Consider the following 23213-nt stretch of genomic DNA (forward strand, 5'->3'; position numbering starts at 1 on the left):
GTCTTAACTGATCGAAGGACGCGGTCAATCAGGCTTTAAAACTCATCTTAAAACAAGACAAGATTCTGTCCATCACGGCAGATAATGGTACAGAATTTAACCGCTTGTCTGATGTATTTTCTGAGGAACATATCTATTATGCGCACCCCTATGCCTCTTGGGAAAGGGGAACTAATGAGAATCACAACAGCCTCATTCGGAGATGGTTACCTAAGGGAACTAAGAAAACGACTCCCAAAGAAGTCGCATTCATCGAAAATTGGATTAATAACTATCCTAAAAAATGCTTGAACTACAAATCACCCAGAGAAGACTTCTTCATGGCTAACTTGAACTTGAAATTTGGCAAAAGAGAATCAAGATTACTCCTGATTCTCCATTTTTATGCAATATCAAATTTCAATTGGCCTGCTTTGACACCAATCTTAAGTGTGCTGCCTGCCACCAAATCTCCCTTAAGAAGAAGTTCTGCCAACTTGTCTTCCACTTCTGTTTGCAGGGTTCTGCGAAGTGGACGAGCTCCCATCTCTGGGTCATATCCTTGATTTGCCAACAATTTCAGTGCAGAAGCTTGTAATTTCAAGTCAATGCCTTTTTCAGCCAAACTTGCCACTAAAGGTTTGACCATAATCTTCACCACTTCCTGCATATGGTCACTAGACAGGCTATGGAAGACCACCTTTTCATCAATACGGTTGATAAACTCAGGTCTATAAGCCTTTTTCAGCTCTTCAAACATGCGTTTTTCCATATTTTCCTGGTCAAAACGAATATCCTTAGCTCCAAAACCGACGGTCTTGTCATCCCGAAGGGCTGTCGCACCAAGGTTTGACGTCATGATGATAATGGTATTTGAAAAGTCAACCTTGCGGCCCTTGCTATCGGTCAAGACACCATCATCCAAGACCTGCAAGAGCACATTAAAGATATCTGGGTGGGCCTTCTCTACCTCGTCAAAAAGGAGAACGGAATAGGGTTTGTTGCGAACCTTCTCGGTCAACTCCCCACCTTCTTCATAACCCACATAACCCGGAGGAGCTCCATTGAGACGGCTGGCTGCAAATTTCTCCATATACTCACTCATATCAAAGCGGATAAGGGCTGATTCGTCATCAAAGAGAACTTCTGCCAAAGCCTTGGCCAATTCGGTCTTCCCGACACCTGTGGGTCCTAGGAACATAAAAGAACCAATCGGACGCTTGTGACTGCGAATCCCTGACTGATTGCGGCGAATAGCACGGCTAACGCTTGAAACTGCTTGATCTTGACCGATGACACGCTTGTGTAGTTCAGCTTCCAAGTTCAGGTATTTCTTAGCGTCAGTCTGAGTCAGTTTTTGGACTGGGATACCTGACAATCGACTCAAGGTAGTCAAAATATCAGACTCTGTTACCAAGTCTTTATAGACAGGCACTTGCTCTTCTTTTGCGATTAGCTGAGCTGCCTGTTTCCACTTGCCATCCATCAAGGCCTTGTCAGCTGGACTCAAGCCTGAATCGTCTACTTTTACATGCTTAGCCTTATTTTGCACTGTTGCTGCTGCTTCATCTAAGAGGTCTATAGCAGAGTCTGGCAAATGGCGACTAGTCAAGTAACGATGGGCCATCTTAACGGCTGTTTCGACCGCTTCATCTGTGATTTGCACACGGTGATGTTTCTCATAAGTCGCCTTCAAGCCTTGCAAAATGGCCATGCTGTCTGCCACACTTGGTTCTTCAATCGTCACTTTAGCGAAACGACGAGAAAGGGCCGCATCTTTTTCGATATGTTTTTGGTATTCTTCCTGAGTGGTCGCACCAACTGTTCTCAAAGTTCCACGCGCCAAGGCTGGCTTCAAGATATTGGCCGCATCCAGAGTCGAATCAATCCCGCTCCCAGAACCCATGATAGTGTGGAGTTCATCAATAAAGAGGATGACTTGGCCATCTTCTTCAATATCCTTGATGATATTGTTCATGCGTTCTTCAAAGTCACCACGGAAGCGTGTCCCTGCAACGACATTCATCAAGTCAAGCTCCAACACGCGCATCTTGGCCATTTCCACAGGCACGTCACCACTAGCAATACGCTGGGCAAGACCAAGCGCCAGAGCTGTTTTCCCGACACCAGCATCTCCAACCAAGACAGGATTGTTCTTGGTCTTACGGCTCAAGATTTGAATCATACGCGAGATTTCCTTATCCCGACCGATGACTGGCTCCAACTTGCCAGAACGCGCTTGCTCTGTCAAATCATGCGTATAGTCCTCGAGACCACCACTCGGAGTCTGGGGCATGCCCATCATATTAGCCATAGAATTTTGCTTATCAGCTACTGTACGATGGCGTTGGCGTAAAGCCTTGAGATCTTCACGAGTCCAGCCTGCTCGTTCTTCTAAATTGCGACGAAGGGCAGCAATCTTGACCTGATCTTTCTTGTCTTCATAAGAAAAACCAGCCCTCTCTAAGATACGAGTTGCCAAGGCATTGCCATCATGCAAAATCGCATAGAGGACATGCTCTGTCCCTAGCACCTTAGCATGGACCACTGACGCCACATATTCCGCTTCATCAAAAAGAACCTGCAAACGATGAGAAAACGGCAATTCCGTATAGGTTTCATCCTGGCTATAGTCTGTTTCAGTCAGTTCCAAAGCGACCTCTTCTAAACGGTCCATCTCATATGGATAATCATTTAAAGTCGCCCCTGCCACACTATAACTGTGATTGGACATGGCAATCAACAAGTGCCAAGACTCTAGATAACGAGCTCCAAAATGGCCAGCCACCATGTAGGCACTTTCGATACATTCATTCAATGCTTTTGAATAGTTCATCTTACTTCCCTTTTCTATCTACCTCTTGTATGACCTGTCGTAGCATGTTTGCACGAACAGCTGGAGCTTCTTCTCCTAGAACACGATCCAAAGCTACTGATACCAGCAAATTCATCTCCTGCTTGGTCATCAATTCTTGCTCAACCAAAAGCTGTAGAATATCCTCATAAATTTCTTGACTGACCCGCTCACCAATCGAGTAAAGCAGCTCCCTGAGCATTTCATGATGACTAGAAAACTCAATCCGTCCTATACGAATGTAGCCTCCGCCACCACGCTTACTTTCAACCAAGTAGCCCCTACTTTCCGTAAAGCGTGTCTTGATCACATAGTTAATCTGACTAGGGACAACCTGAAAGGTATCTGCCAACTGACTACGTTGCAACTCCACGATACCAGATTGATCTAAAATCGCCTTGATGTAGGCCTCAATATGATCCGACGTATTTTTAAATCTCATTACAAACCCACCTCTCTTTGAACCTTGACTATCTTTGACTATTATACCGAAATTTTCTCATTTTTAAAAGAAAAAGGGCGCTGGTAAAGGATAATCTTCACCAACTCCCTATTTTTCTACTTATTCTAAGCCTAATTCTGCCAAGATTTGACGTTTGTAGGCAATCTTTTGGACTTCCTTGTCCTCATCTTCAGACCAGTCTAGTTTAATTTCTGAAACAATCTGCCCAGGGCGATTTTTCAAGATATAGATGCGGTCGCTGAGATTAAGAGCCTCCTCTATACTATGAGTAATAATCAATGTTGTCAGGTGCAACTGCTTGTGAATCTCAAGGTACCAAGCGTGTAGTTCCATCTTGGTCATCTCATCCAAGGCGCTAAAAGCCTCGTCTAAGAGAAAGAGCTTGTGCCCGAAAAGGTAAGTTCGAAGCAAGGCTACACGCTGGCGCATCCCGCCACTGAGTTCATGAGGGTATTTATCTCTTACAGCTGTCAACTGGAAGGTCGCAAGAATTTCATCCGCCCGGGCAATGGCTTCCGCCTTATCCACTTTTTGAATCAAGAGGGGCAGAATGATATTTCCAAGCACCGTCTTGTGCTCCAAGAGCAAGTCCTTTTGCAACATATAACTCACGCGCCCCTTGGGATTTTCTTCACCATCCAGGACAATTCTCCCAGACTGGACTTCTAAAATCCCAGCGATTAGATTAAAGAGAGTGGTCTTTCCAACACCGCTTGGACCTAGGATAGAAACCACTTCACCTGAAGTCACCTGCAGATTGATGTCCTCTAAAATCCTCTCCCGACCATAGGCATAACTGACGTGTTCTAGTCTTATTTCTGTCATTATTTCACAAATTCGTTGGTGAAGCCTTTATCTGTCAAATCTTCTTTAAGGATACCATTTTCTTTATCCCATTTGTAGAAGGCATTCCAGCGAGTTGCATCAAATTGACCCCATTTTTCCTTGTCGCTTGCGTATTCTTTTGACAAGTATTTTTGAGATTCGATGACAAAGTCACGTTTTTCCTGAAGTTCAGGTGCATTCTTGATGAGGATATCAGCCGCTTCTTCTGGATGCTCCATAGCATATTGGTAACCTTTTTTGATGGCTTGGATGACTTTACGAGCTTCTTCTTTGTTATCTTTCAGATAGTCGTTGTTTGCGATGATAACTGGTGAATAGTAGTCAAACTCCTTGACATAGTCTTTCAAATACATGAAGTTAGCATCTACACCTTGAGATTTAGCAAGTATACCATCCCAACCGTAGTAAATCCAAGCAGTGTCAAAGACACCATTGGCAATAGGTGTGATAGAGTTTGAGTCGTTATTTGGTACTTTTTCTACCTTCTCAAAGTCCCCACCTTGTGATTCTACCAATGTTTTCAACATAGCAAGTTCAGTTGGGTCATTCCAAGTCCCGTATTTCTTCCCAACCAAGTCTTTTGGACTAGCTACATTGTCAGATTTACGAGAGATAATTCCTGATGTATTGTGCTCTACGATAGCTGCAACGGCAGTAATTCCTGCCCCTTTTTCCAATTTTTTAGCCATATAGTCTTGGAAATACACTGCAAATGGTGCCTTACCATTGATAACCAAGTCAGAAGAACTTTCTTCTGGTGGCAATTTCAAATCAACATCCACTCCAGCTTCTTTGAAATAACCTTTTTCCTTGGCAACATAAAGCCCTGTGTGGTTGGTATTTGGTGTCCAGTCTAGGATAAAGTCAACCTTCTTAAGTTCTGCCTCTTTGTTGTCTTTAGAAGCAGTTCCTTGACCACAGGCCACAAGCACAACAGCTACAAGAGCTGTTACAAGCGTTAAAAACACTTTCCATGTTTTCTTCATTTTGATTTCCTCTTTTCTTTTTCAGAAACATTCTAATTCTACGAACGTTTCCATTTAATAACATATTTTTCACTAATATCGACCAACTTCATACCCAAAAGGCTGATAATCGATACCAGAATAATAATAGCGAACATGGTATCATACTGAAACAATTTCTTGGACTGAATCATATAAACACCAAGCCCCTCAAAGCCTCCCAACCACTCAGATACCACTGTTGTGATAAAAGCGTAGGAGACACTGACCCTCAGACCAGCATAAAAGTAGGGCAGGCTGACTGGAATTTTAAAATGCCACAGGATTTGCCAAGGCTTGGCCCGCATCAGACTAAACAAGGTCAGCATATCCTTATCGCAATGCCTAAAACCGTCCAAAATGCTGACGATGATGGGAAAGGTTGTCGTTAAGATAATCAAGACAATCTTGGGCAAAATCCCATAACCTAGCCACAAGACCAGGATAGGAGCTATGGCAATGGTCGGAATGGTCTGAATGACCACCATCATAGGGTAAATCAGGTCATTGAGCCAAGTCAAACTATCCATGAGCACAGCCATAAGACAGGCAATCAAAACTCCCAAAATCAGCCCCAGTAAAGCCACTCTCAAGGTCGCCCAGCTATGGTGCCAGAGAAATTCTCTGTCACGAACAAAGGGCTGGAGAATTTCAAGAGGTGTCGGCAGGATAAACTTGGGGAGAAGTTTAAGAAAACCTGCTAACTGCCAGATTGACAAGACTCCTAGAAAGCCCAATAGACTAATGTGTCGTCTCAGTATACTTTTCAAGTTTCTCATCAATACTTAAAATCTCTCCTACATTTATTTTGACATTGGCAAAGACATTGTCTGCCTCCTGCCCTGCCACTTCCAGCGCTTCTTTTAGAATGCGCATAAGCTCATCAAACTCCCCTTCCAAGACCGTTTCAAATGGTGTCACTACCATCGTCACTTCTTGAGTTTGCAGATAAGCAATGACCTGATCAATAACAGCTATCCGATCAATCCCCTGTGCTAGGGGTAAAACTTGCAAGGCAATGCTTGCTTTCATAAGAACCTCCTCTTCTCGTTTTCCTTTTTAAAAAAAGAAAAACCTTTATCATACATGGAAAAGGTGCAAAATTAGACTAAGTATCGTTCCCTCCGCTGGCATTACCCAGATCAGGTGCGGTCGAAGTTTAACACTTCCTCTCAGACTGTACACAGACTCCCATATATTATATGTATATATGATAGCGCAAAATAAGAAAAATGTCAAGGAAATTGCTTAATCGAGTAGGGGATAATCTCTAGCCCCTCTCACACCACCGTACGTGCCGTTCGGCATACGGCGGTTCAACTAACTTTTAACGCATGTCGTTCAAGGTAATAATCCAAACACGAAACCAGTCCACGTTTTTCAAGGACTGGTTTTGATATAGCACGTTTAGTACCGACTTCTGAGCTACTAATTGATAATGGTCACCCCAGCCAGATACCTTATCTGCTATCCATTTAGGAACTCCTAACTTAAGCAATCCCCATAGTCGTCTCGATTTCTTCTTCCATTGCTTCCAGATAATCACTCGTAGGCGAGTACGCAAGCGCTCATCTATGCTGGTGACAATACTTTTCATATTTCCCAATGAGAAATAGTTTATCCATCCTCGAATGGACAAATTCAGTTGTTCAATACGTCTTGTTAGGTCTATACTCCATTTCCTCTGTGTTAGTTTCTTCAATTTAAACTTAAATCTCCGAACACTATCTTGATGGGGACGACTTTTCCAACCATCTGATGATTTCCAGAACCCAAAACCTAAGTATTTCAGCTCTCTTGGTCTGGTAATCTTAGTCTTGGTCATATTTACTTTCAAACCTAGCCGTTTCTCAATAAAACGACTAACTGAATACATCACACGCTTAGCGGCTGCCTCGCTTCCGACAGTCATCACACAATCATCTGCGTAGCGCACAAATCGAAGTCCCCTCTTTTCTAATTCCTTGTCCAATTCATTAAGCATGATATTGGATAAGAGAGGAGATACATTTCCTCCCTGTGGTGTGCCAACTAGCGTTTTATGACGCTGACCATTAATGATAACACCTGAATGAAGATACTTACGAATCAAGGATTCCCTATCTCCGTCTTCGATCATATTATGTACTAAGGACATCAATCTATCTTGAGGAACCCTATCGAAAAATTTCTCTAGGTCTATATCCACTATCCACTCATAGCCGTCATTTAAGTACTCTAAGAGCTTGGACAATGGCTTGTTGGATTATCCTATCCATCACTGTCGGAATCCCTAGTTGACGGATGCCTCCGTTTGGTTTAGGAATCTCAACTCTAAGAACTGGTTGAGGCTTATATTTTCTCTGTTTTATCAGTTCCTTAGTCAAGCGCCAGTTTTGTCTGAGATAATTATCCATCTCTTCTATAGTCATTCCATCAATCCCAGCTGAGCCTTTATTGAATTTTACTTGATTGTAGGCTTCCAGCATATTTTCGCGTGATACTATCTTATCTAGCAATTTTGACATGTGCCTATTCCTTTCTTGTTTTGGTGCCTGAGGGATATCTTATATTGGTGAACCTTCATCTAGTCAATACGTGACAGAGTCCAGTTCTATCAGACCTCTCGTTTTACAGACACAAGTAAAGTAGGATTACTTCGATCTGTCGTTTTCTCTTTCTAGCGACAGACCTCAAACAGTCTCTCCCCAGACTGTTTGAGTATTCACCCCTTCGCTCCACTTCCATTACAGAAGTTTCCTCACTACTATGGGTTCGGCTGACTTCTCATGATTCCTTGTTACTACGCTTTCAGCGCTCATGAGACCTCACGGGATAAGTCCTACATCTTTCCTCGTTTATACAAGATATGAGGACGTTAAAAGGTTAGAGTGAAAATAGGAAATCTGACGCAGAGTCTTTAGACTCTAGAAAGATTTATCTTTTTCACACAAACCTTAGTCCGAATTCAATTACTCTCGTGATTTACGCATATGGGTTACGACTACCTTTTTGGACTTTAGAGTTTCTGGCCCCCTTATCCGCTATATACGCCTTACTATCACCTTCCTGTTCGTAGAGCCACGATTTCGCTATCCCTTCCTCTGACGATTCTTATTTCCAGTGTCAGACTTAAAACGGTCTATCCCCAGACCGTTTTAATCCGCTACCTCACGATAGTCAGGCTTGGGAATCGCTATTGGGTTCACCGGTAGCAGGTGCCCACCGAGGACTTACACCTCAGATGCACGACATGCCCGTCGTACCAGAAAAGAGCAGGAAAAATTTCCTACTCCAATTTTCTACACTCGTTCTCCATCACTGTTTACTCTGTAGCCATCCACCGTCGTATTAACAGCTAGGGCACCTGAAGAGTAAGAATAATACCACTTACCAGAAACTTGATACCAGCCTGTTTTCATTGCCCCTGAACTATCCAGATAATACCACGAGCCATTTTCCTTTAACCATCCTGTCTGCATTTCACCAGATAATTTCAAATAATACCAGCTAGAACCGTCTTTCAGCCAGCCTGTTGATTTAGAACCATTTGATTTGAAATGATACCAACTACCATTTATTTTCTTCCAACCGACAGTTGGACTACTATTGGATCTATAGCTAGAGCTATTTCCTGATTGATTCTGATAATTTTGTGAAGAAGTCACTCCCTCTAGCTGTATATAGCGACGACTTCCGTTATAAGCCGTATAACTCAACCACTTGTAGCCATCTTTTTCGAGAATTTGATCATAATGAACCTTCTCCCCAGGATAATAGTAATCAATCACAGTTGCGCTAGCTAGAGGTTGATTTTTGATAGCTGACTTAGTCTTAAAATAATGTGTGCCCCCTGTTGAAGCTAAGGATTGACTAGTCCCAACACTGCCACCAGCCAAATCTTTAAAATGAATAAATCCTGTCATCGTATTTGCTTTTATACTTCGTTTATTATAGGCTTCTGTATAACCATAGTTATATTCCTCGATCTCAATCTGATCTCCCATTACATTTGACACCCAGGCAACATGCCCATAAGTTCCTGCAGTAGACCAAGCAATGGAGCCAATCGTCGGTGTATTATCTACACGATAGCCTTCACGACGAGCACGATGCCCCCATTCATTCGCATTTCCATAAGCCCTTGGAATCTCAAAACCATTGACATTACTCAAACGAAAGGCTGCGAAAGAAGTACACTGACGAGAATACATGCGCCACTGATCAATCTCCTGGCTCCCATTTTTATAATAAGCAGGATAATCATCTCCACGCGCAATCGATCCATTCCCTCCAGAGTAGGCATAGACACTATCACCCGCTGCTAGCATCAATCCTACTACTAAAAAAGAAACAAGCTTTTTAACTGACATCTTCAAGTAATAACTTGTCCCTCTTGCTATAAACGGTAAAATTTTCATTCTTCCTCCTTGAAAAATAATATAAATCGAAGATTGCCTTCACTTAAACTATTCGGAGAAAAAAGAAAAAGTGAGAAAATCTCTCACTTTAGTCCAGATAATGAATCAAATTCTTTTCTGTAAGGATATCTGAGTAGGTAAAGGATTCAACGTAAACATTAGCTTGTTTATCTCCTTCAACGTTCCCAAATTCCACAATAAATAGGGATGGATAAACTTCAATTAACTTACCCAATCTATTTTTTTGGCGCTTGCGCCCATTTTCCAAAGTCATTTCAATTACATGACCCTCATGCGCCTTGATTTCCTCTTTGATTTTTTTCATCTTGGCTACATCTGTAAATGCATCTGACATCTTATGCCTCCCTCTTTGAGATACTTGAAAATTTATTGTATTCTTTTTGGAAAATCAATTCCACAGTTCCACGAGCTCCACTACGGTTTTTCTCGATAATAACTTCCACCTTATTATTTGGTATGCCTTCCTCTTCTTCACCACCACGCTCATAGTAATCGTCGCGATAAAGAAAGGCTACGATATCAGCGTCCTGCTCGATAGACCCAGATTCACGAATATCAGACAAGACTGGTCTTTTATCCTGACGTTGTTCTACACCACGAGACAACTGACTCAGAGCGATTACTGGAACATTCAGTTCCTTGGCTAGGATTTTCAACTGACGTGAAATTTCTGAAACTTCTTGTTGGCGGTTTTCTCGCCCAGTTCCCGTGATAAGCTGCAAGTAATCTATCAAAATCAAACCTAGATTGCCCGTTTCTTGAGCCAGTTTACGAGAACGAGAACGAATCTCTGTAATTCGAATCCCTGGCGTATCATCGATATAGATACTTGCGTTTGCTAGGTTCCCTTGAGCAATGGTATATTTTTGCCACTCCTCATCGGTCAATTGACCTGTACGGATAGAATGCGACTCAACCAACCCTTCTGCCGCTAACATACGATCGACTAGACTTTCCGCACCCATTTCCAGCGAAAAGATAGCAACCGTTTTGTCCAACTTAGTCCCAATATTCTGAGCGATATTCAAGGCAAAAGCTGTCTTACCAACCGCCGGACGAGCTGCTAAGATAATCAACTCCTCTTCATGCAGACCAGTCGTCATATGATCTAAATCACGATAGCCTGTCGCAATACCTGTAATATCGGTCGTTTGTTGCGAGCGAGCTTCCAGATTTCCAAAGTTGACATTCAACACATCTCGAATGTTCTTAAACCCGCTTCGATTAGCATTTTCACTGACATCAATCAGGCCTTTTTCTGCCTGAGCAATGATTTCATCAGCTGGTTGCGACGCTTCGTAAGCTTGATTGACAGACTCTGTCAACTTGGCGATTAATCGCCGTAACATAGCCTTTTCTGCAACGATTTTAGCATAATACTCCGCATTAGCAGAAGTTGGCACAGAATTGACAATCTCAACCAAGTAAGACAAGCCACCAATATTCTGCAAATCGCCTTGATTATCAAGAATGGTACGAACCGTTGTTGCATCTATGGCATCGCCACGATCGGATAAATCGACCATAGCTTGGAAAATCAAACGATGGGCATACTTAAAAAAGTCCCGAGACTCAATATATTCTCGCACAAAAACAAGCTTACTCTCATCAATAAAGATAGCCCCCAAAACGGATTGTTCAGCTAAGATATCTTGAGGTTGTACTCGTAACTCTTCTACTTCTGCCATCAGATTTCCCTTCCTTTTACAATCTTGTCAAGAAGGTGTAAACTTATCCTTCTTTCACACGAAGATTGATTACACTTGTGATATCTTGATAGATTTTCACTGGCACATCAATCAAACCAACTGCTCGAATCGGAGCTTGTACTTGAATATGACGTTTATCAATCTTAATTCCAAATTGCTTTTGCAATTCTTCTGCAATCTTCTTATTGGTAATAGAACCAAAGGTACGACCATCTGGACCAACTTTTTCAACAAATTCTACAACTGTTTCTTCTGCTTCAAGCTGGGCTTTAATTGCTTTTGCTTCTGCAATCATCTCAGCGTGAGCTTTCTCTTCAGATTTTTGTTTACCACGAAGTTCACCTACAGCTTGAGCAGTCGCTTCTTTTGCTAGGTTCTTTTTGATAAGAAAGTTTTGCGCATACCCTGTTGGTACTTCCTTAATTTCGCCTTTTTTACCTTTTCCTTTAACATCTGCTAAAAAGATTACTTTCATTCTTCTTTCTCCTTTTCCTTTATTTCATTTAATACAATTTCTGTCAGTTTTTCACCTGCTTCTGACAAGGTTAAATCTTTAATTTGAGCTGCTGCCAAATTAAAGTGACCTCCACCGCCTAACTCTTCCATAATCCGTTGCACATTCAGTTTACTACGACTCCGAGCTGAGATGGATATAAAGCCTTGTGTATTTTTCGCAAGAACAAAACTCGCTTCAATACCTGACATAGCTAACATGGCATCTGCTGCCTTACTAATAACAACTGTATCATAGCATTTCGTGTCCTTAGCCTCTGCTATTAGTACATCTGAACCTAATTTACGCCCCTGTAAAATCAGTTCATTGACCTCACGATATTCTTCAAAATCTGTCGCAGCGATTTCTTGGATAGCAATACTATCACTTCCGCGCGTTCTGAGATAGCTAGCAACATCAAATGTCCGACTAGTCACTCGTGAGGTGAAATTTTTAGTATCCAGCATCATACCAGCCATCAAGACACTTGCTTGCATACGACTCAAACGATTTTTCTTAGAATTTTGGAACTGAATCAACTCCGTTACCAACTCACTGGCACTGCTTGCACCACTTTCGATATAAGTGATAACTGCATTGTCTGGGAAATCCTGATCCCTTCTATGGTGGTCAATAACAATGGTTTGGGTAAATAAATCATAAAAATCTTTTGATAATGTTAAGGCTGTCTTTGAATGGTCTACAAGAATCAACAAAGAACGATTGGTCACCATCCCCATTGCATCCTTAACAGACAACAACTTCGTAACTCCTTCTTTTTCTAAGAATGAAACAGCTCGTTCAATATCTGGAGACATTTGTTCTTCGTCATAAAGAGCATAGCTATTTTCAATCACATTGCTGGCGAACAACTGCATACCTACAGCAGAGCCCAAAGCATCCATATCTAAATTTCTATGCCCAACTACAAACACTTGATCCACACTACGAATCTTATCAGATATGGCTGTCATCATTGATCGAGTACGGGTACGAGTGCGCTTGATGGACGCAGCCGACCCACCGCCAAAGTAGACTGGATTTTTCGTTTCATCATTCTCCTTGACAACCACCTGGTCGCCACCACGTACTTCAGCCAAGTTCAAGTTGAGCAAAGCAACTTTCCCTATTTCATCATGATTTCCATCGCCATAAGAAAATCCCATACTTAAGGTCAAGGGCAACTGCCTCTGTTTCGACTCTTCTCTGAAAGCATCAATAACAGAAAATTTATCATTCATCAAGCCCTCAAGCACCGTATAGTCAGTAAATAGATAAAATCGATCCATACTTACCCGACGAGAAAACATCATGTATTTTTCTGAAAACTCTGATATAAAATTAGCTACAAAACTATTGATTTGACTAATATCTGACTCAGAAGTTGCATCCTCCAAATCATCATAATTATCCACAGACACAACTCCAATCACTGGTCGACTCGTTACTAATTCATCTGTTATGGCTTGCTCCCTGGATACATCTACAAAATACAAAACACCGGAAGAAGAATCCATATGAACAGCATAACGCTTCTCACCCAGCTTAGCATAAGTAGACGGATTTCCTACTGAAGCCTTGATAATCGTTTGAACAGCTTCTAAATCAAAATCGCCATCTTCCTTGGTCAAAATCAATTCAGCATAGGGATTAAACCACTCAACCTCTCCAGAAGATAAATTCAATTTCATAACACCTACAGGCATCTGTTCCAATAGAGCTGTCAAACTTTCTTCCGCTTGGTGGTTTACATACTGTATCTGTTCTACATCACTCCTTGTATAATGCACTCTCAGTTTCTTAAATAAAAAAACATAGCCTCCTACAAAAAGAAACAAAATGAAAACCGTCAACAGATTATTATTAACAAAAATAATGAAAGTGGATAAGACTCCAAACGCAATCAATCCTACTAGAATAGGAAAAATTGGACTTACATAAAATTTTTTCATTCAAAACCTCTTGGCACCCATTATACCATAATACCCCTCAAAAAGCGACTTTTTAAAAGTGTAATCAGTAATTCTATCAATTATAAGAAAAAGGTAGTTTACAATTCAGTAAACCTACCTTTACACATATTGAAATTAAGATTCTTTAACCTCTAACAAACCAATTTCGCCATCCTCACGACGATAAATCACATTGGTTGTCTGATCTTCAACATCCACATAGATAAAGAAATCATGCCCCAATAAATCCATTTGTAGAATTGCTTCTTCCAAATCCATTGGTTTTAAATCAATTTGTTTTGAACGAACAACTTTAGACTGGACAACATTTGAATCTTCCACCAAAACATCTGTAAATAATTGACCAGTTGCTACCTTATTTTTATTTTTACGCTCGATTTTTGTTTTATTTTTACGAATCTGACGTTCAATTTTATCAGTTACAAGGTCAATTGAACCATACATATCTTGAGACACATCTTCTGCACGGAGAGTAATAGATCCAAGCGGAATCGTTACTTCCACTTTAGCTGTTTTTTCACGATAAACTTTTAAGTTAATGCGGGCATCCAACTCTTGTTCTGGCTGGAAGTACTTTTCGATCTTTTCGAGTTTAGAAACTACATAATCACGAATTGCTTCTGTTACTTCTAGGTTTTCACCACGGATACTATATTTAATCATATGAGTACCTTCTTTCTAAACATTTTTGTTTTTATGATTTTATTATAACGCTTTCATTCTATTTTTGCAAATTTTTTCCTCATCTTACAAGGGAAAATGTTTTTACATCCTTAGCACCAGCTTCTTCCAACAGTTTCTTGACACGATTTATAGTTGCTCCTGTAGTATAGATATCATCTATAAGTAGGATTTTTTTAGGAATAGTGAATCCACTTTTTATAAAGAAAGGAAGTTCTGTCCCCAAGCGTTCTGAACGATTTTTAGAAGAACTGGCTCTCTCTTCTCTTTTCCCTAGTAAATCCAGATACGAAAAACCTGCTGCCTCTACCAAGCCCTCAACCTGATTAAATCCTCTGTTAGCATATCTATCAGGACTTAGGGGAATGACTACAAATTGATACTCTTTGTACTTTTTTAACTCCTCACTTAAAACTGAAGCAAAAACTTTTCTTAAAAGGAAGTCTCCATCAAACTTATACCGACTGAAAAAATCCTTCTTAGCTTGATTGTAAGTAAAAATTGCTCTATGACTGACTTCAACTCCTTCTTTACACCAAAGTTGACAATCTTGACACTTTGTTGACAATCCTATTTTCATACAGTTTGGACAGTGCTCTTCTCCAATCCTCTCAAAAGTAGAATCACAATCTAAACAAAGACAGGAGGCATCATTCTTCAGAAGTAAGAGACTACTAAAAGTTAAAACAGTCTTCATAGTCTGCTCACATAACAAGCACTTCATAGACCAGCCTCCTTATTCATCATCTGAATTTCCTTAATCGCCTTCTTAATTGAAGCATTTAACCCATCATGGAAGAAAAGCAAATCTCCTGTCGGTCTATCCATACTTCGTCCAACTCGTCCACCAATTTGAATCAAACTAGACTTGGTAAACAAACGATGATTGGCCTCTACTACGAAAACATCCACACAAGGGAATGTAACTCCACGCTCCAAGATTGTCGTACTGATAAGTATTGTCAGCTCCCCATCTCGAAAAGCTTGTACTTGCTCTAATCGATCCTCTGTTACAGAAGATACAAAGCCAATTTTCTCATTTGGAAATTGCTCCTGTAAGATTTCTTTTAACTGCTCCCCTTTCTTAATTTCTGAAGCAAAAATAAGTAACGGATAACCTGTCTTTCTCTGCTTATCAATATAGGACTTTAACTTTGGCGACAAACACTTCTTATCTAAGTAGCGATTAAAATCCGATAACCAAATTGGTTTTGGAATAATCAACGGATTTCCATGAAACCGTCTCGGTAAGCTCAATCTTTTTAGTTCTCCTAAACGGACTTTCCTATCTAACTCATCTGTCGAAGTCGCTGTTAAAAAGATTCTCAATCCATTCTCCTTTACACTATTCTTGACAGCATGGTAAAGCGTGGGATTGTCAACATAAGGAAAGGCATCTACTTCATCCACTATCAGCAAATCAAAAGCTTGATAAAACTTCAATAACTGATGGGTCGTCGCAACAACTAGTGGTGTTCGAAAATACGGCTCTGATTCTCCGTGTAGTAAAGATATCTCGCAAGCAAAATCATCTTGCAGGCGCTTGTATAGCTCCAAACAAACATCTATGCGAGGACTGGCCAAACATACTGCACCACCTTCATCAATCACTTTGGCCACTACTTGATAAATCATTTCTGTCTTTCCAGCTCCTGTTACAGCGTGAACCAAGGTTGGCTCCTGCTTGTCTACTGCTCGAATCAGTCCCTGTGATACCTTCTCTTGAAAAGGAGTTAATTGACCACTCCATTTAAGAACATCTTGCTTCGGAAAATCCTCCTGCGGAAAATAGTATAAAGCTTGATCACTCCTGACTCGCTTCATCAGTAAACACTCCCTACAATAGTAAGCACCGATGGGCAAATACCATTCATCTAAAATAGCACTATCACAACGTTGACAGAAAAGTTTCCCTTTATCCTTTCTCATTGCTGGAAGTTTCTCCGCCAACTGACGTTCCTCTTTAGTTAATTCATTCTCAGTAAACAAACGACCGAGATAATTTGGATTTACTTTCATACTTCTTTATTCGTAAAAACCTAGCGCTTTAGATGATTTTTTAGTACAATTAAATCATGGAATTTAGAACAATTAAAGAGGACGGACAAGTCCAAGAAGAAATCAAAAAATCCCGCTTTATCTGTCATGCCAAGCATGTTTATAGCGAAGAAGAGGCTCGTGACTTCATTACTGCCATCAAGAAAGAGCACTACAAAGCTACGCACAACTGCTCTGCCTTCATTATTGGGGAACGTAGTGAAATCAAACGGACAAGTGATGATGGTGAGCCTAGTGGTACTGCTGGCGTTCCCATGCTTGGAGTACTAGAAAATCACAATCTCACCAATCTCTGTGTAGTCGTGACACGCTACTTTGGTGGCATTAAACTAGGCGCTGGAGGATTGATTCGTGCTTACGCTGGCAGTGTTGCCTTAGCTGTCAAAGAAATTGGCATCATTGAAATAAAGGAACAGGCGGGCATTGCTATTCAAATGTCTTACGCTCAGTACCAAGAATATAATAACTTCCTTAAAGAACATAATCTCATGGAGCTGGATACAAACTTTACAGATCAAGTCGATACGATGATTTATGTTGATAAAGAAGAAAAAGAAACTATTAAAGCTTCACTTATAGAGTTTTTTAATGGAAAAGTCACTTTAACTGATCAAGGTTTACGAGAAGTTGAAGTTCCTGTAAACTTAGTGTAAATAATAGATAATACAGTGTTTCGCTGATATTTTCACCGCTACTTTAATTAGCAACATAAAAAGGCGCTTGCCAAGACTTACTAGAAAATGAAGCAATTCAAAAAGAAAACGGATAGCGTTCTCCTTTACACCTATTTACTAGAATTAGCCTATCACAATCGCTTAAAAATTAATGGCTTAGACCTGTGATATAAAAAAATCCTATCGCTCCGATAGGATTTCTATATTTTACAAATGGTATAGTTAGCGTTATACTAGAAATATCTTATACAAAGAGGTATTCATATGTCTATTTATAACAACATTACTGAACTAATCGGTCAAACTCCGATTGTTAAACTAAACAACATTGTGCCAGAAGGTGCTGCAGATGTCTATGTAAAACTTGAAGCATTTAACCCTGGTTCTTCTGTAAAAGACCGTATTGCTCTTAGCATGATTGAAAAAGCTGAACAAGACGGTATTCTGAAACCTGGTTCTACTATTGTTGAAGCAACAAGTGGAAACACTGGTATTGGACTTTCATGGGTAGGGGCTGCTAAAGGGTATAAAGTTGTTATCGTTATGCCTGAAACTATGAGTGTGGAACGACGTAAGATTATCCAAGCCTATGGTGCTGAACTCGTCCTTACTCCTGGTAGCGAAGGAATGAAAGGTGCTATTGCTAAGGCTCAAGAAATCGCTGCTGAACGTGATGGTTTCCTTCCTCTTCAATTTGACAATCCAGCAAATCCAGAAGTACACGAAAGAACAACAGGAGCTGAAATACTAGCTGCTTTCGGTAAAGATGGACTAGATGCCTTTGTTGCTGGAGTGGGTACTGGTGGAACAATTTCTGGTGTTTCTCATGCACTCAAATCAGCAAATTCAAACATTCAAGTTTATGCAGTGGAAGCAGATGAATCTGCTATTCTATCTGGTGAAAAACCTGGTCCTCACAAAATTCAAGGTATCTCAGCTGGATTTATTCCTGATACACTTGATACAAACGCCTATGATGGTATTGTTCGTGTAACATCAGATGATGCTCTTGCACTCGGACGTGAAATTGGTGGAAAAGAAGGCTTCCTTGTAGGGATTTCTTCAGCTGCAGCTATCTACGGAGCCATCGAGGTTGCCAAAAAATTAGGTACAGGTAAAAAGGTCCTTGCTCTAGCACCAGATAACGGTGAACGTTATCTCTCTACAGCACTCTATGAATTTGAAGTTTAGTCTCCTAAATACAATTGGCCCTTATTATAGGGCTTTTTATTTTTACCTTAAAAATAGGAAGCTCTCCCTATAGGGATCGACTGCATAGAAAAAAGGAAGCAAATTTACTTCCTTTCTATAATCAGTTATTCAAGGCTGCTGCCATTGTAGCTGCAACTTCAGCTTCGAAGTCGTTTGCAGCTTTTTCGATACCTTCACCAACTTCAAAGCGAGCGAACTCAACTACTGAAGCGTTAACTGATTCAAGGTATGCTTCAACTGTCTTGCTATCATCCATGATGTAAACTTGTGCAAGAAGTGTGTAAGCTTGGTCAACTTTAGTGTTGTCAAGCATGAAGCGATCCATTTTACCTGGGATAATTTTATCCCAGATTTTTTCTGGTTTGCCTTCTGCAGCCAACTCAGCTTTGATGTCAGCTTCAGCTTGAGCAATAACATCATCAGTCAATTGAGCTTTTGATCCATATTTCAAGTGTGGAAGAGCTGGTTTGTTAACCATTGCACGGCTTTCGTTATCTTGGTCGATAACGTGGTTCAATTGTGCCAACTCATCTTTAACAAATTGCTCATCCAATTCTTTGTATGAAAGAACTGTTGGTTTCATCGCTGCGATGTGCATTGAAATTTGTTTAGCAAGTGCTTCGTCTCCACCTTCGATTACAGAGATAACACCGATACGTCCACCGTTGTGTTGGTATGCTCCGAAGTGTTGTGCATCTGTTTTTTCAATCAAAGCAAAGCGACGGAATGAGATTTTTTCTCCGATAGTCGCTGTTGCAGATACGTATGCAGCTTCAAGAGTTTCACCTGAAGGCATTGTCAAAGCAAGAGCTTCTTCGTTGTTAGCTGGTTTTCCTTCAACGATTGCTTTAGCTGTTGCGTTTACCAACTCAACAAATTGAGCGTTTTTCGCAACGAAGTCAGTTTCAGCATTTACTTCAACAACTGCTGCAATGTTACCGTCAACATAAACACCAGTCAAACCTTCTGCAGCAACACGGTCAGCTTTCTTAGCTGCTTTTGCCATACCTTTTTCGCGAAGCAATTCAATCGCTTTTTCGATATCGCCTTCCACTTCAACCAATGCTTTTTTAGCGTCCATAACACCAGCACCAGATTTTTCACGCAACTCTTTTACAAGTTTAGCTGTAATTTCTGCCATTTTGATTCTCCTATATTTTTTAAAAATAGGAGAGCCGGGCTAAGCCCCGCCCTCCTAGGTAATTACTATTTATATAAATTAAGCGTTGTCGCCTTCTACAACTTCAACGATTTCTTCAATTGAATCTGCTTGAGTTTCTGAAGCTGTAAATTCTGCTTCAACTGCTACTGCATCCTCACCTTGACGTCCTTCGATGATAGCGTCAGCCAATTTAGCTGTGATCAATTTAACAGCACGGATAGCGTCATCGTTAGCTGGGATGATTACATCAATATCATCTGGATCAGTATTTGTGTCAACCATCGCTACAACTGGGATTCCCAATTTTTTAGCTTCTTTAACAGCGATTTGCTCTTTATGTGGGTCAACTACGTACATCACATCTGGGATACGAGGCATATCTTCGATACCACCCAAGAATTTTTCAAGACGCGCACGTTGTTTGTTAAGAAGTGCAACTTCTTTCTTAGGAAGAACTTCGAAAGTTCCATCTTCTTCCATACGTTTGATTTCTTTCAAACGAGCGATACGTTTTTGGATTGTTCCCCAGTTTGTAAGAGTTCCACCCAACCAACGGTGGTTGATGAAGTATTGACCTGAACGTACTGCTTCTTCAGCAACTGCATCAGCTGCTTGTTTCTTAGTACCAACGAACAATACAACTGCATCGTTAGCTGCTGCATCACGCATGAAGTCGTATGCTTGGTCAGCATATTTTACAGTTTGTTGCAAGTCGATAACGTGGATTCCGTTACGCTCTGTAAAGATGTACTTAGCCATCTTAGGGTTCCAGCGACGAGTTTGGTGACCAAAGTGTACACCAGCCTCAAGAAGTTGTTTCATTGAAATTACTGCCATGAGTATTTCTCCTTTTTGTTTTTTTCCTCTTCTTGACTTCAACTCGCAAAACGACCCAAGGGCAACTGCTTCACAATTCATCAAGAATGAGTATTATCGTTCATACGACAATTTTTATTCTACCATACTTTTTCGATATTTTCAAGCTATTTTGATGGGATTTTTAATAGTTATTGTCTCTGGTAAAATCTGAAAAGAGGGCTCTATTCGAGTCCCTCTATAATTAGTCTGCATAAATATATGTTACAAAACCTTCAGAAGTCGTTGTTGGATTGAACCATCCACGGTGATTTCCAATTGTACGATTACCTGCATAGTTTGATTCTGATACTTGGATACGTGTTGTTGATTCAACAGCTGTAACAACCGCTACGTGTCCATATCCACCATCGTTCCAACATGCAATTGCTCCAACTTGAGGGGTTGAACCTGTACGGAAACCTGCTGCAGCTGCACTTGTAGCCCACTGTGCTCCATTACCCCAGTAGTCTCCAGCCCAAGGTGCTAATGTTTTAACTCCCCATGTACATTCTCCAATTGGATAAGTTGAGGCATTTGTGTTATATGTTGGACGTACTTTAGCCTGAACAAGTGCTACTGCAGATTCAGATACTGCTTGTACCTGTGCTGTTAGGTTTGTATTACCTGAAGCAAGTACTGATTGTTGTTGGCTAGCTTGTTTTTCTTTATAAGCTGCTTCTGCTTCCGCAGCTGCACGAGCCTCTGCCTCAGCTGCTGCTTTTTGCTCTAATAGACTTGCTTTTTCCCCTTCAGCTGTCGCTTTCTCAGCAGCAAGACTCAATTCAGCAGCCTTTAGTTCTGCCTGTTTCGTAGTCAATGCTTGAGCATCATCAGCTAATTTTTGTTGATTAGCAATTACAGTATTGATAGCATCATTATTTGCTACTTGTTTTTCAGAAATAGCTTTTTTATCTGCCTTTTGTTGTTCTAACATTTTGTTGTTCGCAGATACGATTTCACTCATTGCAGTAACACGTGAAATAGCTTCTGTAATTGATTTTGAGTTTACAATGGTATTGATATAGCTAGTTGCAGCTCCATTTGTTTGAGCACTACGAGCTTGTTTTTCCAAAGATTGGTTACGAGAAACAATGTTTTTGGAAAGTTCTGTAATCTCACCCTCGAGTTTCTTAGATTCTGCTTGTAATCTATCATTTTCAGATTGCAAGTTAGATTGCTCTGCTTGAATAGCAGATACTTGCTCCTGAATTTGATCAACTTGTTTTTGTGCTTCTTCTTGTTGTGCTGTTAAGTTACTAATTTTATTATCTTGAGCAGCAATTTTATCATCAGTCGTTTCTGCATGGGCAGTCGTCAATACTGCTGCCTGGGAAACCATTACTGTACTTAATAAAAGCGAGGCTAAGATTTTTTTCTTCATGGTTAATAAATACTCCTTCTGTTTAAGACAATACTAGTATACCAAAAAAAACTCCAATAAATATTACGCCTTTGTTACATTTATATGTCGTTCTTATAGATAATATTTTTCAAAAATAAATTGAAAAACAGTAATCCATAAAAAATTTAAAATCATCGTTGGTACCAAGCTATAGACTATAAAAATAGACATGTTATCCACTGTCAACCCTACCATAAAAGCCAAAAGATAACTACCCATTTCAAACAGGAATGTCAGCACAATCATAGCTAGCATTCTTGTCCAACGATTCAACAAAATAACACTATTCAATTTATGAAGGAAGGCTCCCAATAAGATAAATAAGAGAGTTGCAATCCCTATTAGATGGAAAAAGTAAACATCATAAACCAAGCCTATAACAAAACAATAGACTAGATAGAGATACTCTGATACTTCTATCGTCTCAAATAAGAGAAATAGAAACAGAAAATGACTAGCCAAATGTACATGGGGGAAAAATGAGCCCAGAAGCTGGCTAATATGGGCGTCAATTAGAACAAAGAAAGGAAGCAATAAAAATACTCCAACCTGCTTCAACTGTCTCATTATGAATTCCCCACTAATTCTATCACATCCACATTATGAGTATCTGCACTCAATTTAACAGTTACTTCTCGTGTCAAATAGTCTGTACTATGCGTTGTGGCAACCACTTCACCAACAGGAATATCCGCAACATTAAAGTTTCCTAATCCACCCGTTGTCACCTTATCGCCTGAACTAATATCGCTATTACTATTTAATTGGCTAATTTTAAGAACTTCATTTTCCTTGTCGTAGCCAACAATAATACCATAAATTGTGGTAGTGCCGTGTTGAATTTTAACAGAAATCTTATCAGCATTTTCCGTATTTGTCAGAAGGTTGACCATAGTAGAGTTGTCCTCCACTTTTGAAACACTCCCAATCAAACCACCGTTTGCAATTACTAACATATTCTCAGAAGCACCTTTTGATCTACCTGCATCCAAGGTCAACTCCTGCTTCCAAGATACCGGAGAACGCATAATAACATCTGCTGCCAAAGTCTTTGTGGCTTGCAATTTAGACTTCATATCAAGCAATTGACGCAGTTGTTCATTTTCCGTCTTTAAACTTTCCGCCTCATTTGATTTGACTTCTAACTGGTAAAGCTGTTTCTTCAAACTTTCATTTTCATTATATGCTCGTGTCAAATGAGCCAAATCTGATTTGACAGAATCAAACCACCGAAAAGGTTTTTGCACAACCCTATCAACCAATGAGATTCCATCTCCTAATTTTGTCACAATTGTACTTGAATAAGTCGTCGCTAAGAGAGCTGAGACAAGCAGAACAGTGACAAAAACAATAATGACATATTTTGATTTTTTAAAACGGTTCATATCCCTACCTTTATATCAAGAACTGTTACAGTAACTTTT

21 protein-coding genes and 3 pseudogenes are annotated in these 23213 nt (G+C 40.3%); 4 read left to right on the plus strand and 20 right to left on the minus strand.

The genetic code is table 11. The features are described 5' to 3' along the window. Window positions 1–17 precede the first annotated feature (17 nt). Window positions 18–311, plus strand: a pseudogene (locus B4W83_RS07955) (IS30 family transposase); the annotation flags it as partial. 71 nt (window positions 312–382) lie between these two features. On the opposite strand, the gene B4W83_RS07960 reads toward B4W83_RS07955, so the two are convergent. The 15 genes and pseudogenes from B4W83_RS07960 to B4W83_RS08035 form a co-directional block, all read right to left on the minus strand. Beyond that, window positions 383–2815, minus strand: coding sequence for an ATP-dependent Clp protease ATP-binding subunit (locus B4W83_RS07960; protein WP_001109715.1), 2433 nt, complete (start codon window positions 2813–2815; stop codon window positions 383–385). Between the two features lies 1 nt (window position 2816). After that, entirely contained in the window at window positions 2817–3275 is a 459-nt protein-coding gene (locus B4W83_RS07965; protein ID WP_001211276.1) for a CtsR family transcriptional regulator, read from the minus strand. Window positions 3276–3395: 120 nt separating this feature from the next. After that, window positions 3396–4121, minus strand: coding sequence for an ABC transporter ATP-binding protein (locus B4W83_RS07970; protein WP_000136235.1), 726 nt, complete (start codon window positions 4119–4121; stop codon window positions 3396–3398). Next, window positions 4121–5128, minus strand: a complete 1008-nt coding sequence (locus B4W83_RS07975) for an ABC transporter substrate-binding protein (RefSeq protein ID WP_000754544.1) — start codon at window positions 5126–5128, stop codon at window positions 4121–4123. The genes B4W83_RS07970 and B4W83_RS07975 overlap by 1 nt, the downstream gene beginning before the upstream one ends. A gap of 38 nt (window positions 5129–5166) precedes the next feature. After that, window positions 5167–5925, minus strand: coding sequence for an ABC transporter permease (locus B4W83_RS07980; protein ID WP_001245129.1), 759 nt, complete (start codon window positions 5923–5925; stop codon window positions 5167–5169). Next, window positions 5888–6178, minus strand: a complete 291-nt coding sequence (locus B4W83_RS07985; RefSeq protein ID WP_000647661.1) for a thiamine-binding protein — start codon at window positions 6176–6178, stop codon at window positions 5888–5890. Before B4W83_RS07985 ends, B4W83_RS07980 begins: the two co-directional genes overlap by 38 nt. Window positions 6179–6462: 284 nt before the next feature. Continuing rightward, window positions 6463–7653 (minus strand): annotated as a pseudogene (locus B4W83_RS07990) (group II intron reverse transcriptase/maturase). Window positions 7654–8427: 774 nt separating this feature from the next. After that, a complete protein-coding gene (gene cbpD / locus B4W83_RS08000) occupies window positions 8428–9546 on the minus strand; it encodes a choline binding-anchored murein hydrolase CbpD (protein WP_000698583.1) in 1119 nt (372 codons plus the stop codon). 88 nt (window positions 9547–9634) lie between these two features. Beyond that, window positions 9635–9901 (minus strand): Veg family protein, encoded by a 267-nt coding sequence (locus B4W83_RS08005; RefSeq protein WP_001278160.1) that lies wholly within the window; start codon window positions 9899–9901, stop codon window positions 9635–9637. 1 nt (window position 9902) lies between these two features. After that, window positions 9903–11255: a replicative DNA helicase gene (dnaB, locus tag B4W83_RS08010; protein WP_000852492.1), complete on the minus strand. Its 1353-nt coding sequence runs from the start codon at window positions 11253–11255 to the stop codon at window positions 9903–9905. Window positions 11256–11298: 43 nt separating this feature from the next. Next, entirely contained in the window at window positions 11299–11751 is a 453-nt protein-coding gene (gene rplI, locus B4W83_RS08015) for a 50S ribosomal protein L9 (protein WP_000864214.1), read from the minus strand. Beyond that, window positions 11748–13721: a DHH family phosphoesterase gene (locus B4W83_RS08020; protein ID WP_000715104.1), complete on the minus strand. Its 1974-nt coding sequence runs from the start codon at window positions 13719–13721 to the stop codon at window positions 11748–11750. The genes rplI and B4W83_RS08020 overlap by 4 nt, the downstream gene beginning before the upstream one ends. A gap of 135 nt (window positions 13722–13856) precedes the next feature. Further along, window positions 13857–14405, minus strand: a complete 549-nt coding sequence (hpf, locus tag B4W83_RS08025) for a ribosome hibernation-promoting factor, HPF/YfiA family (RefSeq protein ID WP_000599109.1) — start codon at window positions 14403–14405, stop codon at window positions 13857–13859. Between the two features lie 79 nt (window positions 14406–14484). Next, window positions 14485–15147 carry a ComF family protein gene (locus B4W83_RS08030; protein WP_000649948.1) on the minus strand — a complete coding sequence of 221 codons (663 nt, stop codon included), beginning with the start codon at window positions 15145–15147 and terminating at the stop codon, window positions 14485–14487. Further along, a complete protein-coding gene (locus tag B4W83_RS08035) occupies window positions 15144–16442 on the minus strand; it encodes an ATP-dependent helicase ComFA (RefSeq protein WP_000867725.1) in 1299 nt (432 codons plus the stop codon). Before B4W83_RS08035 ends, B4W83_RS08030 begins: the two co-directional genes overlap by 4 nt. 56 nt (window positions 16443–16498) lie before the next feature. Here B4W83_RS08035 and B4W83_RS08040 point away from each other — a divergent pair, with 56 nt between their 5' ends. The 3 genes and pseudogenes from B4W83_RS08040 to cysK all read left to right on the plus strand — a co-directional run bounded on the left by B4W83_RS08040 (window position 16499) and on the right by cysK (window position 18346). After that, the gene (locus B4W83_RS08040; RefSeq protein ID WP_000395732.1) at window positions 16499–17134 is read left to right on the plus strand and encodes a YigZ family protein; all 636 of its coding nucleotides are present in this window, start codon (window positions 16499–16501) and stop codon (window positions 17132–17134) included. A gap of 93 nt (window positions 17135–17227) precedes the next feature. Then, window positions 17228–17323 (plus strand): annotated as a pseudogene (locus B4W83_RS13925) (PH domain-containing protein); the annotation flags it as partial. Window positions 17324–17419: 96 nt separating this feature from the next. Continuing rightward, the gene (cysK, locus tag B4W83_RS08045) at window positions 17420–18346 is read left to right on the plus strand and encodes a cysteine synthase A (protein WP_000029884.1); all 927 of its coding nucleotides are present in this window, start codon (window positions 17420–17422) and stop codon (window positions 18344–18346) included. Window positions 18347–18467: 121 nt separating this feature from the next. Here cysK and tsf read toward each other — a convergent pair whose 3' ends face one another. From tsf to mreC, 5 genes are all read right to left on the minus strand, one after another. Continuing rightward, window positions 18468–19508, minus strand: coding sequence for a translation elongation factor Ts (gene tsf, locus B4W83_RS08050; protein ID WP_000808091.1), 1041 nt, complete (start codon window positions 19506–19508; stop codon window positions 18468–18470). 78 nt (window positions 19509–19586) lie between these two features. Then, window positions 19587–20366, minus strand: a complete 780-nt coding sequence (rpsB, locus tag B4W83_RS08055) for a 30S ribosomal protein S2 (protein ID WP_000268468.1) — start codon at window positions 20364–20366, stop codon at window positions 19587–19589. Between the two features lie 223 nt (window positions 20367–20589). Then, entirely contained in the window at window positions 20590–21768 is a 1179-nt protein-coding gene (gene pcsB, locus B4W83_RS08060) for a peptidoglycan hydrolase PcsB (protein WP_000727005.1), read from the minus strand. A 93-nt stretch (window positions 21769–21861) separates the two neighbouring features. Continuing rightward, the gene (gene mreD / locus B4W83_RS08065; protein WP_001249443.1) at window positions 21862–22356 is read right to left on the minus strand and encodes a rod shape-determining protein MreD; all 495 of its coding nucleotides are present in this window, start codon (window positions 22354–22356) and stop codon (window positions 21862–21864) included. Then, complete coding sequence (gene mreC / locus B4W83_RS08070; protein WP_001078988.1) at window positions 22356–23174, minus strand: rod shape-determining protein MreC; 819 nt, start codon at window positions 23172–23174, stop codon at window positions 22356–22358. The genes mreD and mreC overlap by 1 nt, the downstream gene beginning before the upstream one ends. Between the last annotated feature and the right edge of the window lie 39 nt (window positions 23175–23213).

It is taken from the genome of Streptococcus pseudopneumoniae ATCC BAA-960 = CCUG 49455, assembly GCF_002087075.1.
Lineage (GTDB): Bacteria > Bacillota > Bacilli > Lactobacillales > Streptococcaceae > Streptococcus > Streptococcus pseudopneumoniae.